20 protein-coding genes are annotated in these 18,390 nt (G+C 74.2%); 11 read left to right on the top strand and 9 right to left on the bottom strand.

Translation table 11 applies throughout. The annotated features are described in order from the left end of the window. Positions 1 to 4 precede the first annotated feature (4 nt). Genes LPA27_RS09280 through LPA27_RS09270 form a run of 3 tightly spaced genes read right to left on the bottom strand, consistent with a single transcriptional unit; the run spans position 5 to position 1,391 of the window. Positions 5 to 313, bottom strand: coding sequence for a hypothetical protein (locus LPA27_RS09280; RefSeq protein WP_228942244.1), 309 nt, complete (start codon positions 311 to 313; stop codon positions 5 to 7). Then, positions 310 to 1,050, bottom strand: a complete 741-nt coding sequence (locus LPA27_RS09275; RefSeq protein WP_228942243.1) for a hypothetical protein — start codon at positions 1,048 to 1,050, stop codon at positions 310 to 312. Before LPA27_RS09275 ends, LPA27_RS09280 begins: the two co-directional genes overlap by 4 nt. After that, on the bottom strand, positions 1,047 to 1,391 hold the full coding sequence (locus LPA27_RS09270; RefSeq protein WP_056865862.1) for a hypothetical protein: 345 nt from the start codon (positions 1,389 to 1,391) through the stop codon (positions 1,047 to 1,049). Before LPA27_RS09270 ends, LPA27_RS09275 begins: the two co-directional genes overlap by 4 nt. A gap of 93 nt (positions 1,392 to 1,484) precedes the next feature. Between LPA27_RS09270 and LPA27_RS09265 the strand changes: the two genes are divergently transcribed. Beyond that, positions 1,485 to 1,844, top strand: a complete 360-nt coding sequence (locus tag LPA27_RS09265) for a hypothetical protein (RefSeq protein WP_228942242.1) — start codon at positions 1,485 to 1,487, stop codon at positions 1,842 to 1,844. 27 nt (positions 1,845 to 1,871) lie between these two features. On the opposite strand, the gene LPA27_RS09260 is transcribed toward LPA27_RS09265, so the two are convergent. Then, entirely contained in the window at positions 1,872 to 2,591 is a 720-nt protein-coding gene (locus LPA27_RS09260; protein ID WP_056865860.1) for a GntR family transcriptional regulator, read from the bottom strand. Positions 2,592 to 2,695: 104 nt separating this feature from the next. Here LPA27_RS09260 and LPA27_RS09255 point away from each other — a divergent pair, with 104 nt between their 5' ends. From LPA27_RS09255 to LPA27_RS09230, 6 genes are all read left to right on the top strand, one after another. Continuing rightward, entirely contained in the window at positions 2,696 to 3,139 is a 444-nt protein-coding gene (locus LPA27_RS09255; RefSeq protein WP_228942241.1) for an SRPBCC family protein, read from the top strand. Positions 3,140 to 3,200: 61 nt separating this feature from the next. Beyond that, entirely contained in the window at positions 3,201 to 3,815 is a 615-nt protein-coding gene (locus tag LPA27_RS09250) for an alpha-ketoglutarate-dependent dioxygenase AlkB (RefSeq protein WP_228942240.1), read from the top strand. A 60-nt stretch (positions 3,816 to 3,875) separates the two neighbouring features. Continuing rightward, positions 3,876 to 5,330: an NADP-dependent phosphogluconate dehydrogenase gene (gene gndA, locus LPA27_RS09245; protein ID WP_228942239.1), complete on the top strand. Its 1,455-nt coding sequence runs from the start codon at positions 3,876 to 3,878 to the stop codon at positions 5,328 to 5,330. 1 nt (position 5,331) lies between these two features. After that, on the top strand, positions 5,332 to 6,183 hold the full coding sequence (locus tag LPA27_RS09240; RefSeq protein WP_228942238.1) for an aldo/keto reductase: 852 nt from the start codon (positions 5,332 to 5,334) through the stop codon (positions 6,181 to 6,183). Between the two features lie 30 nt (positions 6,184 to 6,213). After that, positions 6,214 to 6,579: a lipopolysaccharide assembly protein LapA domain-containing protein gene (locus LPA27_RS09235; protein WP_056865855.1), complete on the top strand. Its 366-nt coding sequence runs from the start codon at positions 6,214 to 6,216 to the stop codon at positions 6,577 to 6,579. 49 nt (positions 6,580 to 6,628) lie between these two features. Continuing rightward, on the top strand, positions 6,629 to 7,948 hold the full coding sequence (locus LPA27_RS09230) for an MFS transporter (protein ID WP_056903472.1): 1,320 nt from the start codon (positions 6,629 to 6,631) through the stop codon (positions 7,946 to 7,948). On the opposite strand, the gene mftF is transcribed toward LPA27_RS09230, so the two are convergent. Beyond that, on the bottom strand, positions 7,896 to 9,344 hold the full coding sequence (mftF, locus tag LPA27_RS09225) for a mycofactocin biosynthesis glycosyltransferase MftF (protein WP_228942237.1): 1,449 nt from the start codon (positions 9,342 to 9,344) through the stop codon (positions 7,896 to 7,898). The genes LPA27_RS09230 and mftF overlap by 53 nt on opposite strands. Positions 9,345 to 9,526: 182 nt before the next feature. Here mftF and mdo point away from each other — a divergent pair, with 182 nt between their 5' ends. From mdo to mftM, 4 genes are all read left to right on the top strand, one after another. Then, the gene (gene mdo, locus LPA27_RS09220) at positions 9,527 to 10,819 is read left to right on the top strand and encodes an NDMA-dependent methanol dehydrogenase (RefSeq protein ID WP_056865852.1); all 1,293 of its coding nucleotides are present in this window, start codon (positions 9,527 to 9,529) and stop codon (positions 10,817 to 10,819) included. Positions 10,820 to 10,898: 79 nt separating this feature from the next. Beyond that, positions 10,899 to 12,119 carry an AAA family ATPase gene (locus LPA27_RS09215; protein WP_082503007.1) on the top strand — a complete coding sequence of 407 codons (1,221 nt, stop codon included), beginning with the start codon at positions 10,899 to 10,901 and terminating at the stop codon, positions 12,117 to 12,119. Positions 12,120 to 12,123: 4 nt separating this feature from the next. Beyond that, positions 12,124 to 13,662: a VWA domain-containing protein gene (locus LPA27_RS09210; RefSeq protein WP_228942236.1), complete on the top strand. Its 1,539-nt coding sequence runs from the start codon at positions 12,124 to 12,126 to the stop codon at positions 13,660 to 13,662. After that, positions 13,659 to 14,615: a mycofactocin oligosaccharide methyltransferase MftM gene (gene mftM, locus LPA27_RS09205; protein WP_228942235.1), complete on the top strand. Its 957-nt coding sequence runs from the start codon at positions 13,659 to 13,661 to the stop codon at positions 14,613 to 14,615. The genes LPA27_RS09210 and mftM overlap by 4 nt, the downstream gene beginning before the upstream one ends. Before the next feature lie 2 nt (positions 14,616 to 14,617). On the opposite strand, the gene LPA27_RS09200 is transcribed toward mftM, so the two are convergent. The 4 genes from LPA27_RS09200 to LPA27_RS09185 all read right to left on the bottom strand — a co-directional run bounded on the left by LPA27_RS09200 (position 14,618) and on the right by LPA27_RS09185 (position 18,277). Next, complete coding sequence (locus LPA27_RS09200; RefSeq protein WP_228942234.1) at positions 14,618 to 15,301, bottom strand: MadR family response regulator transcription factor; 684 nt, start codon at positions 15,299 to 15,301, stop codon at positions 14,618 to 14,620. Then, positions 15,289 to 16,692: a MadS family sensor histidine kinase gene (locus LPA27_RS09195; protein ID WP_228942233.1), complete on the bottom strand. Its 1,404-nt coding sequence runs from the start codon at positions 16,690 to 16,692 to the stop codon at positions 15,289 to 15,291. Before LPA27_RS09195 ends, LPA27_RS09200 begins: the two co-directional genes overlap by 13 nt. Beyond that, positions 16,689 to 17,924 (bottom strand): iron-containing alcohol dehydrogenase, encoded by a 1,236-nt coding sequence (locus LPA27_RS09190; RefSeq protein WP_056865846.1) that lies wholly within the window; start codon positions 17,922 to 17,924, stop codon positions 16,689 to 16,691. Before LPA27_RS09190 ends, LPA27_RS09195 begins: the two co-directional genes overlap by 4 nt. 83 nt (positions 17,925 to 18,007) lie before the next feature. Further along, the gene (locus LPA27_RS09185; protein WP_056903467.1) at positions 18,008 to 18,277 is read right to left on the bottom strand and encodes a DUF4242 domain-containing protein; all 270 of its coding nucleotides are present in this window, start codon (positions 18,275 to 18,277) and stop codon (positions 18,008 to 18,010) included. Positions 18,278 to 18,390: the final 113 nt, after the last annotated feature.

The following is an 18,390-nucleotide window of genomic DNA, read 5'->3' as shown; positions in this document are numbered from 1 at the left end:
GACCCTAGGACCCCCGGACGGGTGGGGCCAACGCGCCCCGCCCGGTCTCGACCACCGCGGCGCGCACGAGGTCGACGCCCTCGCCCGCCCCGAGGCTCCAGGGGTCGCGCCACAGCGCCTCCCACGTGGTCTCACCGCGGTCGACCGAGGCCGCGTGGCGCCGCTGGGCGAGCGTCCCGCCGCGCGCAGCGCGCTCCAGCGCACCGAGCACCGGCCGCGGGACACCGCGGTCGAGCTCCGCGGCGCGCCGCAGGGTGCGACCCGACCGCTCGAGCGCGGCGGCGAGGAGCCGGTCGGCCTGCGAGCCGCTCACGGCACCAGGTCGGGCAGGGAGGCGAGCAGCGCGAGCCGGTCGCCCACGTGGCGGGCCCAGACCGGCACCGTCTCCTTGAGCTCCAGCAACCGCTGGACCAGGTCGACCACGAGCCGGACGTCGTCGACGAGGTCGGTGATCGCGTCGAGCCCCTTCATCGCCACCTCGGCGGCCAGGGCGGCCCACCCGGCCGGTCCGGAGGCGCGGCTGAGCAGCGCGCGCACGAGCCGCGCCATGGCCTTGCCGAGCTCGACGACGAGGTGCTCGACCTCGACCCCGAGCCGCTCGGAGACGTCGGCGACCTCCTCCAGCACGAGCGCGCCGCGCTCCACGACGGCGCCCACCGCGCGGCCGACGAGGGCGAGCCCCTCGATCCGTGCCGCGCAGGCGGCCCCGGCCAGCCCGCTCCACCCGAGCGCGACGTGCACGGCGAGACGGTCGAGGTTGCCGGCCCAGGCGGCCCACGCCGACCCGGTGGTCACGCAGGCCGTCGCGTTCTGCCGGATCGCGGTGTAGTCGCCGCTCAACGGCAGCACGACCAGCTCCTCGAGGCTGCCGCCCGGCAGCTCGGGCAGCCCCGCGCCCACGCCGTTGAGGGCGCGCACCCCCAGGTTGATCGTGTCGCGCATGGCCGAGAAGGCGGCGTCCCACGACTCGAAGGTGGCGTCGTGGCGGCGCTGGGGGTCGCTCTCCCCGGGCGCGAGGAGCACCGGGTCGAGCAGCACCGGGCCGCTCACGCCCCCGCTCCCGCCACGTCGCGGTGCACGAGCGCGGCCGACGCCGACGCGTCGAGGTCGGCGGCCTCGAGCCCGGCCAGGGCCGACTCCACGTCGTCGACCGCGTCGGCCCAGACCGCCGCGAAGCGCCGGTCGAGCGCGTCGAAGGCGGCCGACACGAGGTCCATGGCCTCGGCCAGGGGCCGCAGCACGCACACCGGGCTCGGCTCGAAGCCGTCGCGCCGCGCCACCCACTCCCGGGCGTAGTCGCTCACCGCGCGCTCCTGCTCGGCCAGCACCGCGAGGTGACGCGGCACCCGCCACGTCTCGGCCCAGCTCGTGATCTCCGGTCCACCCGTCATGACCCACCTCCCGCTCCCCGCCGGCGCACGGTGCGCCGGCCCCCTCCAGGTGCCCGGCGGGGGCGGGCTTTGAAACGGGAGCATGATGGGGCTGTGGACAACGCGCTGCTCTTCGACGCCCGGGCGCGGGTGCTGGCCGACCTCCGGGCCCGCGACCACGCCACGCCACCCGCCGTGTCGGCGCTGGAGGACGCCGTCTCGGCGCGCTCGTGGTGGGCGGGGCAGTGGCCCGAGGGGGCGCAGTACGTCGCCGGCCTGGTCGCCCAGGACGTGCAGGACGCGCTCTTCGAGAGCACCGGTCGCTGGCCCCTGTGCGTCGGCTGCCCCGACGCGCCGGAGCACTCGCTCTACATCCAGCCCGACCTCGGGGGCCCCGACCCGCACTGGGTGTGCGAGGAGACCGGCCAGACGGTCGCCGACCTGGGCCGCCTCGGTGAGTGGCGCCCCTTCTGAGCCGACCCCTCCCAGGCGTCGTGGCCCTCAGGCGTCGTGGCCGAGCTGGACCCAGAGCGTGAAGCGGTCGGCGCGGTAGACGGTGCGCGAGACCTCGACGACCTTGTCGCCGGCCAGCGCGCGTCGCGAGTGGCGCAGCACCGGCGCGCCCTCGTCGACCTCCAGGAGGGTCGCCTCCTCGGGCGTCGCCCGGTCGGCGGTGATGGAGTCCTCGGCCCAGGTCGGGCGCAGGCCGCGGCCGTCGAGGGCGTCGTAGAGGCTGGTCGGCATGCCGCTCTGGAGGAAGCCGGGCAGGAGGACCTCGTTGAGGTAGGCGTCCTCGAGGCACATCGGCGTGCCGTCGGCGCGGCGCAGCCGCCGCCAGTGGATGACGGCGTCGCCCTCGGTCAGGCTCAGCGCACGGGCCACGCCGGGACCGGCCTGCTCACGACGCGCGAGGAGGGTCTGCGACTCGGCCAGCAGCCCGCGCCGTGACATCTCCTCGGTGTAGCCGGTGATCCGGCTGGCCGCACGCCGCGGGCGGGCGACGAAGGTGCCCCGCCCGGGGATGCGCTCGAGCAGCCCCTCGACCACGAGCGCGTCCATCGCCTGGCGCACCGTCATGCGGGCCACGCCGAACTGGTGCACGAGCTCGCGCTCGGAGGGAGCGGGCGACCCGGGAGCGCTGCCGGTCACCAGGGAGCGGACGTACTCGCGCACCGCGACGTGCTTGAGGCCACGCCCATCCGGCGCCAGAACGTCTTCCACGCCCCCCAGATTAGGGAGGCGCGCGGCGCCCTGTCCGGCGAATGCGCAACCTCGGGCGCCCCAGGGGTGAGCCCGTGCCGCGTCCCCCTCCCTACCCTCGACCCATGCACGTCGAGCGCACCTTCACCGTCCCGCGGCCCGTCGAGGCCGTCTTCGACTACCTCAGCGACTTCGCGCACACCACCGAGTGGGACCCCGGCACCGTCACCACCACCCGCACCTCCGGCGACGGCGGCGTCGGCACGACGTACGCCAACACCTCGCAGTTCATGGGCCGCACGGTCGACCTGACCTACGAGACGACGGCCTTCGAGCGGCCCTCGCGCGTGCAGTTCCGCGGCACCAACAAGTCGGCGACCGCGACCGACACGCTGAGCTTCTCCCCCGACGCCGACGGCAGCGCGACCCGCATCCACTACCGGGCCGACTTCGACTTCGGCTTCCTGCTCAACCTCGTGGCACCCATCGTGCTGCGCGGCAAGCTCGACACCCTGGCCGACGAGACCGTCGAGCAGATCACCCGCACGCTGCTGAACAAGGCCGTCTGACCGGCGGCGCGCCGGCCGGTCGGTCGAACACGCGTTCGACCGACCGGGCTAGGGTGGTCGCGTGGACTTCCAGTCGTCGCTCTTCGAGGCGCCGGTCGCGCAGGTCGGTGACCTGAGCGCCCTCGAGCGCCACCCGCTGTCGCACGGCGCGTGGGTCGACGTGCACCGCACGTGGCTCCCCGAGCCCGACGACGTGCTCGCCACCCTGGTCGCCGACGTGCCGTGGCGCGCCGAGCGACGCCAGATGTACGACCGCGTCGTCGATGTGCCGCGGCTCGTGCACACCTACCTCGTCGGCGACGCCCTGCCCCACCCGCGGCTCGCACAGGCCCGTGACGCGCTGAGCGCGCACTACGCCGACGAGCTCGGTGAGCCCTTCCGCACCGCCGGCTGCTGCTACTACCGCGACGGGCGCGACAGCGTGGCCTGGCACGGCGACACCATCGGGCGCGGCTCGACGCAGGACACGATGGTCGCGATCGTCTCCTTCGGCGACCCGCGGCGCCTGGCGCTGCGCCCCCGTGGCGGCGGGGCCTCGCTGTCCTTCGAGATGGGCCACGGGGACCTGCTCGTCATGGGCGGCTCCTGCCAGCGCACCTGGGAGCACGCCGTGCCGAAGGTCGCCTCGGCCGGGCCGCGGGTCTCGGTGCAGTTCCGCCCGCTCAACGTGTTCTGACCGCACCCACTCACCCCCTTGGGCGGAACAGCGGCCCCCCACCCGTGGTTGTGTCGAACCATGGACGCCACTGCCACCATCGGCCTGACCGGCCTCGCTGTCATGGGCCGCAACCTGGCCCGCAACATCGCCCGCAACGGGCACACCATCGCCGTGCACAACCGCACCGCCGCCAAGATGACCGCGCTCGTCGAGGAGTTCTCCGACGAGGCCCGCGAGGGCGGCGGGGAGCTGGTGGGCTCGGAGAGCCTCGAGGACTTCGTCGCCTCGATCCAGCAGCCCCGCACCATCCTGGTGATGGTGAAGGCCGGCGGGCCGACCGACGCCGTCATCGACGAGCTGGTGCCGCTGCTCGACGAGGGCGACATCGTCGTCGACGCCGGCAACGCGCACTTCACCGACACCCTGCGCCGCCAGCAGGCCCTCGAGGAGAAGGGCCTGCACTTCGTGGGCATGGGCGTCTCGGGCGGCGAGGAGGGCGCCCTCAACGGGCCCTCGATCATGGTGGGCGGCTCCGAGCACGCCTACGAGAACCTCGGCCCCGTGATGGAGTCGATCGCCGCGGTCGTCGACGGCACCCCGTGCAGCACCCACGTCGGTCCCGACGGCGCCGGGCACTTCGTCAAGATGGTGCACAACGGCATCGAGTACGCCGACATGCAGCTGATCGCGGAGTCCTTCGACCTGCTGCGCACCGTCGGCGGCCTCGAGCCCGCCGAGATCGCCGACGTCTTCGACGAGTGGAACCGCGGCGACCTCGAGTCCTTCCTCATCGAGATGACCGCCGACGTCCTGCGCCACACCGACGCCGAGACGGGCAAGCCCTTCGTCGACGTCGTGCTCGACCAGGCCGAGCAGAAGGGCACCGGCCGCTGGACCGTGCAGAGCGCCCTCGACCTCGGCGTGCCGATCACCGGCATCGCGGAGGCGACCTTCGCCCGCAGCCTCTCGGGCCACGCCGAGCAGCGCGCCGCGGCCCGCGAGATGTTCTCCACCACCTCCGAGGAGCACACCGTCGAGGTCGACCGCAACGTCTTCGTCGACCAGGTGCGCGCGGCGCTCTACGCCTCCAAGGTCGTGGCCTACGCGCAGGGCTTCGACCAGATCGCGGCCGGCGCGGAGGAGCACGGCTGGGACATCGACCTCGGCAGCATCGCCACCATCTGGCGCGGCGGCTGCATCATCCGGGCGCAGTTCCTGGACCGCATCAAGGAGGCCTACGCCGAGGAGCCCGACCTCACCACGCTGCTGACCACGCCCTACTTCGCCGACGCGGTCAAGGACGGCGTCGACGCCTGGCGCGACGTGGTGGCCACCGCGGCGCAGGCCGGCGTGCCGATCCCGGCCTTCGCCTCCTCGCTGTCGTACTTCGACGGGCTGCGGCGCGGCCGCCTGCCCGCCGCGCTCATCCAGGGCCTGCGCGACAACTTCGGCGCCCACACCTACCAGCGGGTCGACCGCGACGGCTCCTTCCACACCACGTGGGCGGGCGACCGCACCGAGCAGGAGGCCTGACATGACCGGCCCGAGCGACACCTTCCGCATCGGCGGCGACCTGCCCGTGAGCCGGTTGGGCTACGGCACGATGCAGCTCACGGGCGAGGGCGTCTGGGGGCCGCCCGAGGACCACGACGGCGCGATCGCCGTGCTCCGTCGCGCCGTCGAGCTCGGCGTCACCCTCTTCGACACCGCCGACTCCTACGGCCCCGAGGTCGCCGAGGACCTGCTCCGCGAGGCGCTGCACCCCTACGCCGACGACGTCGTCATCGCCACCAAGGCCGGCCTGACCCGCACCGGTCCCGGCCAGTGGATCCCGGTCGGTCGCCCGTCCTACCTGCGCCAGCAGTGCGAGCTGAGCCTGCGCCGCCTCGGCCTCGAGCGCATCGACCTCTTCCAGCTGCACCGCATCGACCCCGAGGTCGCGCTGGAGGACCAGGTCGGGGAGCTGGCCGCGCTGCAGCAGGAGGGCAAGATCCGCCACATCGGGCTCTCCGAGGTCAGCGTCGAGCAGACCCGGGCCGCCCGCGAGGTCGCGACCATCGCCACCGTGCAGAACCTCTACAACCTGGCCGACCGCAGCGCCGAGGAGCTCGTGGACTACTGCGAGGCGGAGGGGATCGGCTTCATCCCGTGGTTCCCCCTCGCCACCGGCGCGCTGTCGAAGGACGACGGACCGCTGGCGGCGGCGAGCCGCGAGCACGACGCCACGCCCTCGCAGCTCGCGCTGGCCTGGCTGCTGCGCCGCTCCCCTGTCATGCTGCCGATTCCGGGCACCAGGAGCCTGGACCACCTCGAGTCCAACACCGCGGCGGCCGGGATCGAGCTGAGCGACACCGAGTTCGAGGCGCTGGCCCGGGCCACGGCCTGACCCCCCTTCCCCACCACCAGGAGACGACCGATGAGCACCCAGTCCCACGAGCCCACCGCGGGCGACCGCGGCCCCGGCACCGACCCCACGCCCACCCCGACCGACACCGGCTCGAGCCGCCACGAGGACCCGCTGCGCGGCTCACGCACCAGCGGCCTCTGGGTCGCCGTCATCGCCTCGATCGTGGTGCTCGTGCTGCTGGTGGTCTTCATCATGCAGAACACCGAGCGGGTCACCGTGGCCTTCCTGCCCTGGGAGGCCGAGCTGCCCCAGGCCGCCGCCCTCCTCATCGCCGCCGCCGCGGGCATGCTGCTGGCCGGCATCGTCGGCAGCATGCGCATCCTGCAGCTGCGACGCCGCGTCAAGCGCGAGGTGAAGGTCAACCGCAAGGGCTGACCGCGGTCGATTCCGTCGTCTCCGGCGCAGGTGCGAGACTGCGCCGGAGATGAGCACCAGCACCCCCGGCAGCACCGGCACGACCGACCGCCCGACCCTCGCGTCCTTCTGGCACGACCTGCCCCGGGAGGGGCGGCTGCTGCTGTCGGTGGTGGTCCTGGAGTTCTTCGGCACCGGTCTGGTGCTGCCCTTCCAGGTCGTCTACCTCAACGAGGTCCGCGGCTTCGCCCTCGCCGACGTCGGGCTGCTGCTCGCGGTGCCCCCGCTGATCGGCTTCCTCATCGTCGGCCCCGGCGGCGCCCTCATCGACCGCATCGGGGCCCGGCGGGTGCTGCTCGCCTCGCTGCTCCTGCTGGTCGCCGGCAACGCCCTCCTCGCCTTTGCCTCGACCATGCTGCTGGCCGGGGTGGCGCTGACGCTGAACGGCGTCGCCTTCGGCGTCTCCTGGCCGGCCTCCCAGAGCTTCATCGCCGCCGTCGTGCCGGCCGCGCTGCGCCAGCGCTACTTCGGCGTCAACTTCACCCTGCTCAACCTCGGCATCGGGATCGGCGGGATCCTCGGCGGGGTGCTGGTCGACGTCGAGCAGGTCTCGACCTTCCAGGCCATCTACCTCGGCGACGCCGCGAGCTACCTGCCCGCGATCGTCCTGCTCCTCGGCCCGCTGCGCCACGTGGCCGGGCGGCCCGACCACGACACCGCGACCACCGGGCCGTCGGTCGGCTACCTCGTGGTCCTGCGCCGGCCCGCCGTGGCCTCGCTCATGGTGCTGGGCTTCGTGTCGTCCTTCGTCGGCTACTCCCAGCTCAACGCCGGGATGCCGGCCTACGCCCGCGCCGTCGGCGAGGTCTCGACCCAGGGCCTGGGCCTGGCCTTCGGCGCCAACACCCTGGTCATCGTGGTGCTCCAGCTGTTCGTGCTCCAGCGCATCGAGGGCCTGCGGCGCACCCGGGTCATCGCGGTGATGGCGGTGATCTGGTCGCTGGCCTGGCTCTGCCTCGGCGCCACCGGGCTGGTCGCCGGCACCGTCGCGGCCACCGTGCTCGTCGCCGCCTGCGCCTCCGTCTTCGCCCTCGGCGAGACCCTGCTCCAGCCGACCATCCCGGCGCTGGTCAACGACCTGGCCCCCGACCACCTGCGGGGGCGCTACAACGCGCTCAGCTCGGCCTCCTTCCAGGCCGCCGCCGTCATCGCCCCGCCGGTCTCCGGCTTCCTCATCGGCCACGCGCTGGGCGAGGTCTACATCGGGCTGCTCGTCGTCGGGTGCCTGCTCTGCGGCGCCCTGGCCGTGCTGCGCCTGGAGCCCCAGCTCGACCCCGTCACCAACGGGGTGCGGCCCCGCCCCGACCGGTCGGGCGCCGCGGTCGACTGACCCGCACGGGCACCAGCGCGCGCACCGATCCCTCCCGCAGGGCACCGGCCCACACACCGGCCCCGTAGGCCACGTCGTCGAGGCGGCGCAGGGCGGCGTACGGGACCAGGCCGAGGCGCGGGCCGGTGCGGCGGTGGTCGGCGACGGCGTCGAGCACCCCCACCACCACGACCGTACGGCGGGCCCGGCGCGAGACGACCGCGGCGAGCAGGGCCGTGGGCCACTGCTCGCGCAGCAGCACCGACCCGCTCCCCCACAGCGCCGCCACCGCCTCCTCGAGCACCACGATCGCGGCCGCCCGCACCGGGCGGGGCGACCCGTCGCGCCGCAGGCCGCGGGTGCGCCCGACGAGCGCGAGGCCCGCCGCGGCGCCGGTCACCGCCAGCGCCCGCCGCCCGAGCAGGGGCGCGCCCACGAGCCCGCCCAGCAGCGCGACGGTCCACGGCCGCAGCACCAGCGAGGCCGCCGCCTGCGGGTGGCGGGCGGCCAGCGGAGCCGCGGAGGTGCCGTAGAAGGCCTTGCGGCCGGCCCAGGCCGCCACGCCGGTCCGGTGCTCGTGACGCACGTGGGCGCCGGGCTCGTAGCGCACCCGCCAGCCCGCGGCGAGCAGGCGGCGCACCAGGTCGACGTCCTCGCCGCAGCGCAGCCGTGGGTCGAAGCCGTCGCCCAGCGCCGCGGTGCGGGCCAGGAGGCAGGCGCCGGGGAGGTAGGAGACGCGGCCGCCCGCGCGCACCGCCGCCGGCGCCGGGCCCAGGTCGAGGGAGGAGCGCGCCTGCTCGTAGCGGGCGACCGCGCCGTCGCCGGGGCGCGCGGCGGGCCCCAGCACCCGCGGCGCGACCACGGCCAGCGACGGGTCGTCCAGGTGCGGCAGCAGTCGCTCGAGCCAGCCCGGCTCCGGCACGACGTCGACGTCCACGAACGCGACGCAGGGCGTGGTCACCTCCCGCAGGCCGCTGTCACGGGCCGCGGCGGGGCCGCGGTTGCGCCGGTGCGCCACCACTCGCGCGCCGTGGGCCAGCGCCACCGCCGCGACCTCGCCCGGGGCGCGCGAGGCGTCGTCGACGACCACGACCTCCACCCCGGGTGGGAGGTCCTCGCGCAGCGCGGCGAGCAACCGGCCCAGTCGCACCGCGTCGTCGCGCACCGGCACCACCACGCTGACCTCGCGGGCGTCCACCGGCCGCGGCGTGACCAGCGGGTCGGCCAGGTCGGCGTCGAGGAGCCGGCGGGCGAGCTCGCCCCCCACCGGTCCGGCCGCGACAGCGGCGGCCTCCGCGTCGTCGAGGCGCACCAGACCGGACTCGCCGCCGCCCCCGCCCCCGAGCAGGGAGCGGCCGCCGTCGCAGACGTGGGTGCGCGGCGAGAGCGTCGCGAGGGGCTCGGTCGGTGGCCGCACCCGCTCACGCTAGGCACCGGCGCGACCCGGCGCACCCCTCCCCGGGCCGTGGCCGCCCTGTCCCGACGGGCAGGTCCCCACTGCCCCGCCGAGGTGTTTCCGCGTCCTCGTCTGTCGGTGCGGTCCGCACGCTCCTAGCGTCCGCAGGGCGAGCACCAGCCAGCGCGACCAGGAGGTCCCACATGCAAGTCGACGAGCTGCTCAAGCCCTTCCCGATCAAGGAGTTCCACCCCTTCCCCCGTGCCCTCATGGGTCCGGGCGCCCACGAGATGATCGGCCCCGAGGCCCTCAAGATGGGCTTCCGCAAGACCCTCGTGATGACGTCGGGCCTGCGCGGCACCGACATCGTGCACAAGATCGTGGAGTCGATGAAGTACCACGGCCTCGAGGTCGTCGTGTACGACAAGGTCGAGTCCAACCCCAAGGACTACAACGTCATGGACTCCGTGGCGCTCTACCAGCAGAACGAGTGCGACTCCTTCGTCTCCATCGGCGGCGGCTCCTCCCACGACGCCTGCAAGGGCGCGCGGGTCTCGGTGGCCCACGACGGGCGCAACGTCAACGAGTTCGAGGGCTTCAACATGTCCGAGAACCCGAAGAACCCGCCCCACATCGCGGTCTCGACCACGGCCGGCACCGGCTCGGAGACCTCGTGGGCCTACGTCATCACCGACACCACGACCGACCCCGACAACCCGCACAAGTACGTCGCCTTCGACGACGCCTCGGTGACGAGCCTGGCCATCGACGACCCGGTGCTCTACTTCGACTGCCCGGTCGACTACACCGCCCAGTGCGGCTTCGACGTGCTCGCCCACGCCAGCGAGCCCTACGTCTCGCGGCTGAACTTCGAGCCGTCGCTCGGCAACGCGATCCGCGCGATCAAGCTGACCTCGGAGAACCTGCGCGAGGCGGTCTGGAACGGCCAGGACCTCAAGGGCCGCGAGGGCATGATGTACGCCCAGTACATCGCCGCCCAGGCCTTCAACTCCGGCGGCCTCGGCATCATCCACTCCATCTCGCACGCCGTGTCGGCCTTCTACGACACCCACCACGGCCTCAACAACGCCATCGCGCTGCCGCGCGTGTGGGCCTTCAACATGCCCGCGCAGTACGCCCGCTTCGCCGACATCGCCGAGGCGATGGGCATCGACACCCACGGCATGACCAAGCCGCAGGCCGCCGACGCCGCGCTCGCCGCCGCCATCCGGCTGCTGCGCGACGTGGGCATCACCGAGAAGTTCACCGACGTCACTAAGGACAGCTACTCCAAGAACCGGCTCGGCGAGGGACCCACCGCGTTCTACGAGAACGCCGGGGTCATCACCGGCGACGCCGCCGACGTCGACCGCATCACCCACCACGTCCTCGGCGACGCCTGCACCCCGGGCAACGCCAAGGAGTGCACCTTCGAGACGGTGCGCCCGGTGGTCGACCACTGCATGAACGGCGACCTGGACGACCTGCTCAGCTGACGCCGCCGCGCGGCGGGCGCTCCCACGCCCGCCGCGCGCCGGTCAGGTCCCGCCCACCCCCAGAGCCCAGGAGCAGCGCGTGAGCGACGCACCCACCACCCCGTCCGACAGCGAGTTCCGCGACGTCGACGAGACCCGCGAGCGCTTCCGCGACGCCGGCTACCTCGCCGACGACCGGCTCGCCACCACCGTCTTCCTGCTCTCGCGGCTGGAGAAGCCGGTGCTGCTCGAGGGACCGGCCGGCGTCGGGAAGACCCAGCTGGCCACCAGCCTGGCCCAGGTCACCGGCCGGCGACTGATCCGGCTGCAGTGCTACGAGGGACAGGACGAGACCAAGGCCCTCTACGAGTGGGACTACGGCAAGCAGATGCTCTACACCCAGATCCTGCGCGAGAAGATCGGGCAGGTCGTCGAGGACGCCGCCACCCTCTCCGAGGCCGTGGAGCGCATCGCCGACCAGGACAGCATCTTCTTCTCCGAGCGCTTCCTCGCCGCCCGGCCGCTGCTGGAGGCCATCACCTCGGCGGAGCCCGTGGTGCTGCTCATCGACGAGGTCGACCGCGCCGACGAGGCGCTGGAGGCCGTGCTGCTGGAGCTGCTCAGCGAGTTCCAGATCTCCATCCCCGAGATCGGCACCGTGCGCGCCACCCACCTGCCCTACGTCGTGCTGACCTCCAACAACACCCGCGACCTGTCGGCCGCCCTCAAGCGACGCTGCCTGCACCTCTTCCTCGACTACCCCGAGGCGACCCGCGAGCTGGAGATCATCCGCTCCAAGGACACCGGCCTGGCCGAGGCCCTCGCGGTCCGCCTGGTCGACGTCGTGCGCGGGCTGCGCGAGCTCGACCTGCGCAAGTCGCCGAGCATCTCCGAGACCATCGACTGGGCCCGCACCCTCGCGGTGCTCGGCGTGGAGGAGCTGACCGCCGACGTGCTGTCGTCGACCCTCAGCGTGGTCGTGAAGTACGAGCGCGACCTCGACAAGGCCCGCAAGGCCCTGCCCGGCCTGGTCGACCCCAACGCCACCGTGCCCGACCACCTCGACCACGGCCACGGCCACGGGCACGGCCACGGCCACGACGCGGACGACCGCGCCGGCGGCCCCGGCGGCCCCGGCGACCCCGGTGACGGGCCCGACGGTCGCGACGTGCGTGCGGCCAAGGACCGTCCCGGGCGCCACGACGCGGCGTACGCCGGCGGCGGCCGGACCTCCAGCGAGGGCAAGCCCGCCAAGGCGGTGCCCGCCGGACAGGGCGCGCGCTCCTTCGCGGCGCGCGGCGCCCGCAAGCGTCCGGTCTGATCCCGTGGAGGGCGCGGTCCACCGGTTCATCCGGCTGCTGCGGCTGCTCGGGGTGCGCGTCAGCACCGCCGAGGCCATCGACGCCATGCACGCCGTGGCCCAGCCCGGCGTGCTGTCGGACCGCGAGGTCCTGCGCTCCGCGCTGGCGGTGAGCCTGGTCAAGGACCGGCGCGACCTGCCGACCTTCGAGCGGGTCTTCGACCGCTTCTTCGGGCTGCGGGCCGTGGTCGAGGAGGAGACCGGCCACGGGCACTCCCACGCCCACGACGACCTCACCGACGACGGCGAGCTCGAGCAGTTCACGCTCTCCGAGGAGCCCGGCGACACCCCGGAGGACGGGCACTCCCACGGCAAGCCCGACGACATCAAGGAGTTCTTCAAGCCCGAGGACATGGCCCAGCAGTACAACCTCCACCAGGAGGCCAACAAGATCGACATCGCCGCCCTGACCGACGAGATCGTGCTGTCCAACGACACCCAGGACAGCGCCGGCGAGGCCGCCCGCGTGCAGATCTCCACCCAGCGCATGCACAACCCCGGGGCGCCCGGCGACCTCGTGCGCCGACCCGGGATGACGCTCGACACCGAGCTGACGGTGGCCGAGGAGATGATGCTGCTCGGCTGGCTGGAGGAGGCGGTGCCCGACGGGCCCGACGACCCCGACGACGAGGGCCCGGCCGGCGAGGGCCTCGCCGCGCTGCGCGAGGCGCTCGCGCCCTTCCTGGCCAGCCTCCCCGAACGGCTCAAGCAGCACCTCGAGCGGCTCATGGAGCTCGAGCACGACATCGAGGAGCGTGAGATCGCGGCGGCCCGGGCCGAGAGCGTCGAGGAGCACGAGCGCGCCGACCTCGAGGAGTCGCTGCGGCGGCTGCTGCGCAGCCTGCGCGGCGCACCCCGGCCCCGCCGCAAGGCCGCCGCCAGCGGCGTCGTCGACGGCGCCCGCACGATGCGCGCCAACATGCGCTACGACGGCGTGCCCTTCCGGCCGGTGACGGTCAGCAAGGTCGAGGACCGGCCCAGGCTGCTCGTGCTGTGCGACGTGTCGCTGTCGGTGCGCTCCACCGCCCGCTTCACCCTCCACCTGGTGCACGGCCTGCAGTCGGTGGCCTCGTCGGTGCGCACCTTCGCCTTCGTCAAGGACCTCGTCGAGATCACCGACCTCTTCGCCGAGCACCGCACCGAGGACGCGCTCAGCCTGGTGATGTCGGGCCTGCCGGCCGGCGGGGTGCTCGACGTCGACGCCGACTCCGACTACGGGTCGACCTTCGAGCAGTTCCTCGAGCAGTTCGGGTCGGCCGTCACCCGCCGCACGACGCTCGTCGTGCTGGGCGACGGCCGCGGCAACGGCAAGGACCCCGGTCTCGGCGCCTTCGAGGAGCTCTGCCGCCGGGCCCGCGAGACCGTGTGGCTGACCCCCGAGCCGCGCTACTCCTGGGGCCTCGGCTCCTGCGACCTCCCCCTGTACGCCGAGCACTGCAGCCGGGTGCAGGTCGTGCGCAGCCTGCACGGCCTCGACCTGGTGTCCACCGCCGCGGCGCCATGAGCACCCCGGCGGACCACACCACCCGGGGCGAGCTCGAGCGCATCGACCCCCTGGCCCCGCTGCGCGACGGGGCCTACCGCGACACCCTCGTCGAGGTCCGCCGCGTGACGGGGGCGCGCCCGCGTCGCTCGCTGCACATGGTCCGCACCCCCCACTTCGACGTGGTCCAGGGCCCCGAGCGGGTGCAGGTCGACCACGTCGTGCCCCCCGAGCTGGTCGACGACGACCTCGCCGGGCTGCTGGCCGCGGAGCTGTTCAGCCCCGGCTGGCTGCGCGGCCCCGAGCTCTTCGAGCGGCTCCTGACCGGCGTCGTGCTGACCTCCGGCGGCAGCGCCCTGGACTGCTGGACCCGCTTCTACCGCACCACGCTGGCCCGCATCGAGGAGTCGCTGGCCGCGGGCGGGACCGGCAGCGACGCACCGGCCGGGAGCGGCAGCAGCAGCGGCCACGGCACCATCGACGGCTACGCCCCGGTCTACGCCTTCGCCGAGCAGCAGGTGGCCCCCGGGTCGGTGCTCGAGCTGGGCTGCTGCTTCGGCTTCCTCTCGCTGCGGCTCGCGGCGGCCGGCCACGACGTCCTGGCCTCCGACCTGTGCGAGGGCACCGTGGGCCTGCTCGCCGCGGTGGCGCCGCGCCTGGGTGCGACGCTCGGCACCTGCGCCGCCGACGCCGCGCGCTTCCCCGCCCCCGACGCCACCGCCGACACCGTGCTGGCGGTGCACCTGCTCGAGCACCTCGACGCCGAGCACGGCGAGCGGGTGCTGGGCGAGGCCGTGCGCCTGGCGCGACGCCGGGTCGTGGTGGCCGTGCCCGTCGAGGACGTCCCCGACGAGACCTGGGGCCACGTGCGGACGTTCACGACCGCCGACCTCGAGGCGGCCGGACGCCGCAGCGGCCTGCCGTACGCCGTGCACGAGCACCACGGCGTCTGGCTCGTGCTCGACACGGGCTGACCTCAGATCACGCCCATCTTGGAGGCCTCGTAGACCGCCTCGGCGCGGCGGGTGACGTCGAGCTTGCGCAGGATGTTGCCGACGTGGAACTTGGCGGTGGTCTCGGAGATGAAGAGCTGCGCCCCGATGTCGCGGTTGGACAGCCCCCGGGCCAGCAGCCGCAGCACCTCGCACTCGCGCGGGGTGAGGTGGCGGGCCTCCTCGGGCGGCGGGGTGTTGAGCCCGCGCACCATGGCGGCGGCGCTGCGGGCGTCGAAGGCGCTCTCGCCCCGGGCCACGTCGCGGATGGCGCGCACGAGGCCGGAGGTGTCGACGTCCTTGACGACGTAGCCCCGTGCCCCGGCCCGCACCGCACGCAGCACGAGCTGGTCGTCGAGGAAGGTGGTGAGCACGAGGATGCCCAGGCCCGGGAAGCGCCCGACGAGCGCCTCGCACAGGTCGAGGCCCTCGGTGTCGGAGGAGGTCGAGAGCTTGAGGTCGAGCAGCACCACGGCCGGGCGGGCCCGGCCGATCACGGTCATCGCCTCCGCCGCGGTGGAGGCCTCCGCCACCACCCGCAGGTCCTGCTCGCGCTCGAGGATCGAGCGCAGGCCCTGGCGCACGATCGCGTGGTCGTCGACGAGCATGATGTCGACGCCCGCCGACCGCGCGGGGCGGGTGGGCTGGGGTGGGCTCAGCGTGGCCATGGTGGCTCCTTCTGCCCGGTGCCGACCAGGCCGTGGATGACCCCCGCGTGGCGGGACGCCACGAGGGGCAGCGGCAGGCGCATCTCGACCCGCACGCCGCCGAGCCGCGCCCGGCGGAAGACGACGCTGCCGCCCAGGTCGCCGATGCGGCTCTCGATGTTGACCAGCCCGCGGTGCCGGCCGTCGACCACCGGGCCGCGCTCCAGGCGCAGGCGGCGGGCGAGCTCGGTGGGGTCGCCGGTGCCGTCGTCGGCGACACTCACGAGGATCTCCTCGGCGCGGTAGCGCAGGCGCACCACCGCCCGCGTCGCCTCGGCGTGGGTGGCGACGTTGAAGAGGGCCTCGCCCACGGCGCGGGCGATCTCGTGGTCGGCGTCGGCGGCCAGCACCTGGGCGTCGCCCTCGACCCGCACGCTCACCGACAGCTGGGGGCGGTGGTGCTCGGCGACCTCGTGGAGCAGCTCGGGCAGCGTGCCCACGGTGTCGCGGTGGGGCTGGTGGAGGGCGTAGATGGCGCGGCGCAGCTGGTCCACCGCCTCCTGGCTCAGGGCCTTGGCGGTGGCCAGCCGCTCCAGGATCGGGGCGCCGGCGGAGCCGAGGTCCTCGGCCTCGCCCCGCGCGACCTCGACGGCCATCCCGGCCGACAGGACGTACTGGGTCACGCTGTCGTGCAGCTCGCGGGCGATGCGGTGGCGCTCGTGGTCGACCAGCTCGCGCTGGTGGGCCACGACGAGACGCTCCTCGGCCTGGCGCAGCTCACGGGTGCGGTCCTCGAGGTCGCGGGCGCGGTCGGTGGCCTCGTCGTAGAGCCGCTGGGCCCGGCGGTGCAGGGCCAGGCCGGCCTGGTACTGCTCGGAGGTGTGCAGCGAGACCGCAGCCTGGTTGGCGAGGATGCGCAGCACGGACAGGTCGCGCGGCTCGGGGTCGTCGTCGAGTCCGTGGAGCCCGGCCAGGCTGCCGATGTGGCGGCCCTCCAGGCTCATCGGCACCCGCACCCAGCGCTGGTCGGCCCGGCTGCGGGTGACGTGGCCGGCCCGCACGGCGCCCAGCTCGCGCCGCACCTCGGCCGGCACGGCCGCGACCTCGTCGTGCACCCCGCCATCGGGCCCCACCAGGAGGAAGCGCGGGCGGGCGCCGGGCAGGTGACCGTCGGCGAGCGCCAGCATCGTCCAGGTCGCGTCGAGGTGGGAGCCCGCGGCCCGCACGACCTCCTCGAGCAGGCTGCGCGGCCCCTCCACCGTGCGCACGAGCGCCCGGGAGATCGAGTCCATCGCCCGCACCGCGCGCTGCATGCGCTCGTCGGAGCGGACGTAGGCGCGGTAGTAGGAGCCCTTGCCGGAGCGGACCCCGGTGAGGGTCGCGACGTCGAGGGGACGCTCGGTGCTGCTCACAGCGCGTCTCGGAAGAGCTGCTCCACCTCGGCCGCGCTCGCCGGGCGCGGGTTGGTGGTCAGGCAGGCGTCGTCGAGGGTGGTCGCCGCCAGGCGCGGCACGTCGTGCTCGCCGACCCCCAGTGCGCGCAGCCCGCGGGGGACGCCCACGTCGTCGGCCAGCCGTCGCACGTGGGCGGCGAGGAGCTCGGCCGCCTCCACCCCGGGCAGGCCGGCGACCGGGAGGCCGGCGGCGGCGGCCAGGTCGACGAAGCGGTCGGGGGTGGCGCGGGCGTTGTAGCGGATGACGTGCGGCAGCAGGACGCCGTTGACCACCCCGTGGGGCGCGTCGAGCAGCCCGCCGACCTGGTGGCTCATCGCGTGGGTGGCGCCCAGGATGGCGTTGGTGAACGCCAGCCCCGCCTGCAGGCTGGCCTGCGCCATCTTCGTGCGCGCCGCCTCCTGCCGCGGGTGGCTCATCGTCGTGCGCAGGTGGGCGCACACCAGCCCGACCGCCGCGAGGGCGTGGGTGTCGGCCAGGGGGTTGTGCGCCAGCGACACGAAGGCCTCCACGCCGTGGGTCAGCGCGTCGAGCCCGGTCGCGGCGTTGAGCTGCTCGGGCATCGTCATCAGCAGCCGCGGGTCGGTGATCGAGATGTCGGGCACCAGGGCGCGGCCCATGATGGTGATCTTCACCGAACGCTCGGTGTCGGTGACGATGCAGAACTGCGAGACGTCGGCACCCGTGCCCGAGGTGCTGGGGATGACCAGCAGCGGCGGGATCGGTGCGGTCGCCCGGTCGACGCCGGCGTAGTCGAGGATGTCGCCGCCGTTGCCGCTGAGCAGGGCCACGCCCTTGGCCGCGTCGGCGCACGAGCCGCCGCCCAGGGCGATGATGACGTCGGCGCCCTGCTCGACGTAGCGGCGGTGGGCGGCGCGGACCTCGTGGTCCTTGGGGTTGGGCGTGATCTCCGACCACACGACCGGCGTGAGGCGCGCCTCGCGCAGGTGGCCCAGCAGGGCGTCGACCCAGCCCGCCTCGATGATGCCGGGGTCGGTCACCACGAAGGGGCGCCGGGCGCCCAGCCGAGCGGCCGCGAAGCCGGCCTCGGCCAGCGACCCGATCCCGAAAACGACCTCCGGGGCGTGGAACTTCACCAGCGGCACCCGCTCGGTGGCCGGCTCCGTGCTCGGGCCCGGCGTCGGCCCGGTGACGGCGTCCGGCGCGCGTCGCGGCGAGAGCGTTGCGGACATGACGGCCTCCCCCTGCGTGACGTGGACCACACTGCCCGCCCGACGTTGTCAGAACGTTGGTCGGCGACGCGCCACGGGCCGGGTCAGCGCCCCGTCTCGGGCGAGATGGTGGAGCGGACCTCGCTGATCCGGTCGCACGGGAACCCCCCGCGGCTCGCGTGCTCCGCGATGAGGGCGGGGTCGGCGGCGTCGTAGACGCAGAACAGCTTGTCGTCGGTGACGTAGGACTCGACCCAGCTGATGTCGTCGAGGCCGGCGAGCACCTCGTTGGACCGGGCACTGAGGTCGTGCAGCGCCCGGTCGTCCAGGTCCCCGGCTCCGGGCAGGTCGCGCTCGATGACGTATCGGCTCATGGGTGACCTCCTTCACACCCCACCCTAGGAACGCCGCCCGGCGTGGCCACCGCCCGCACGGGCAGGCCCACCTGCCCGACCGGTGAGGAGCCGCGAGGGTGAGATCGTGCGTG

It is taken from the genome of Nocardioides sp. Leaf374, from assembly GCF_916862475.1.
GTDB classification, from domain to species: Bacteria; Actinomycetota; Actinomycetes; order Propionibacteriales; family Nocardioidaceae; genus Nocardioides; species Nocardioides kribbensis.
Note: the sequence above shows the minus strand (reverse complement) of the source record. Positions and strands in the feature narration are given on the sequence as shown.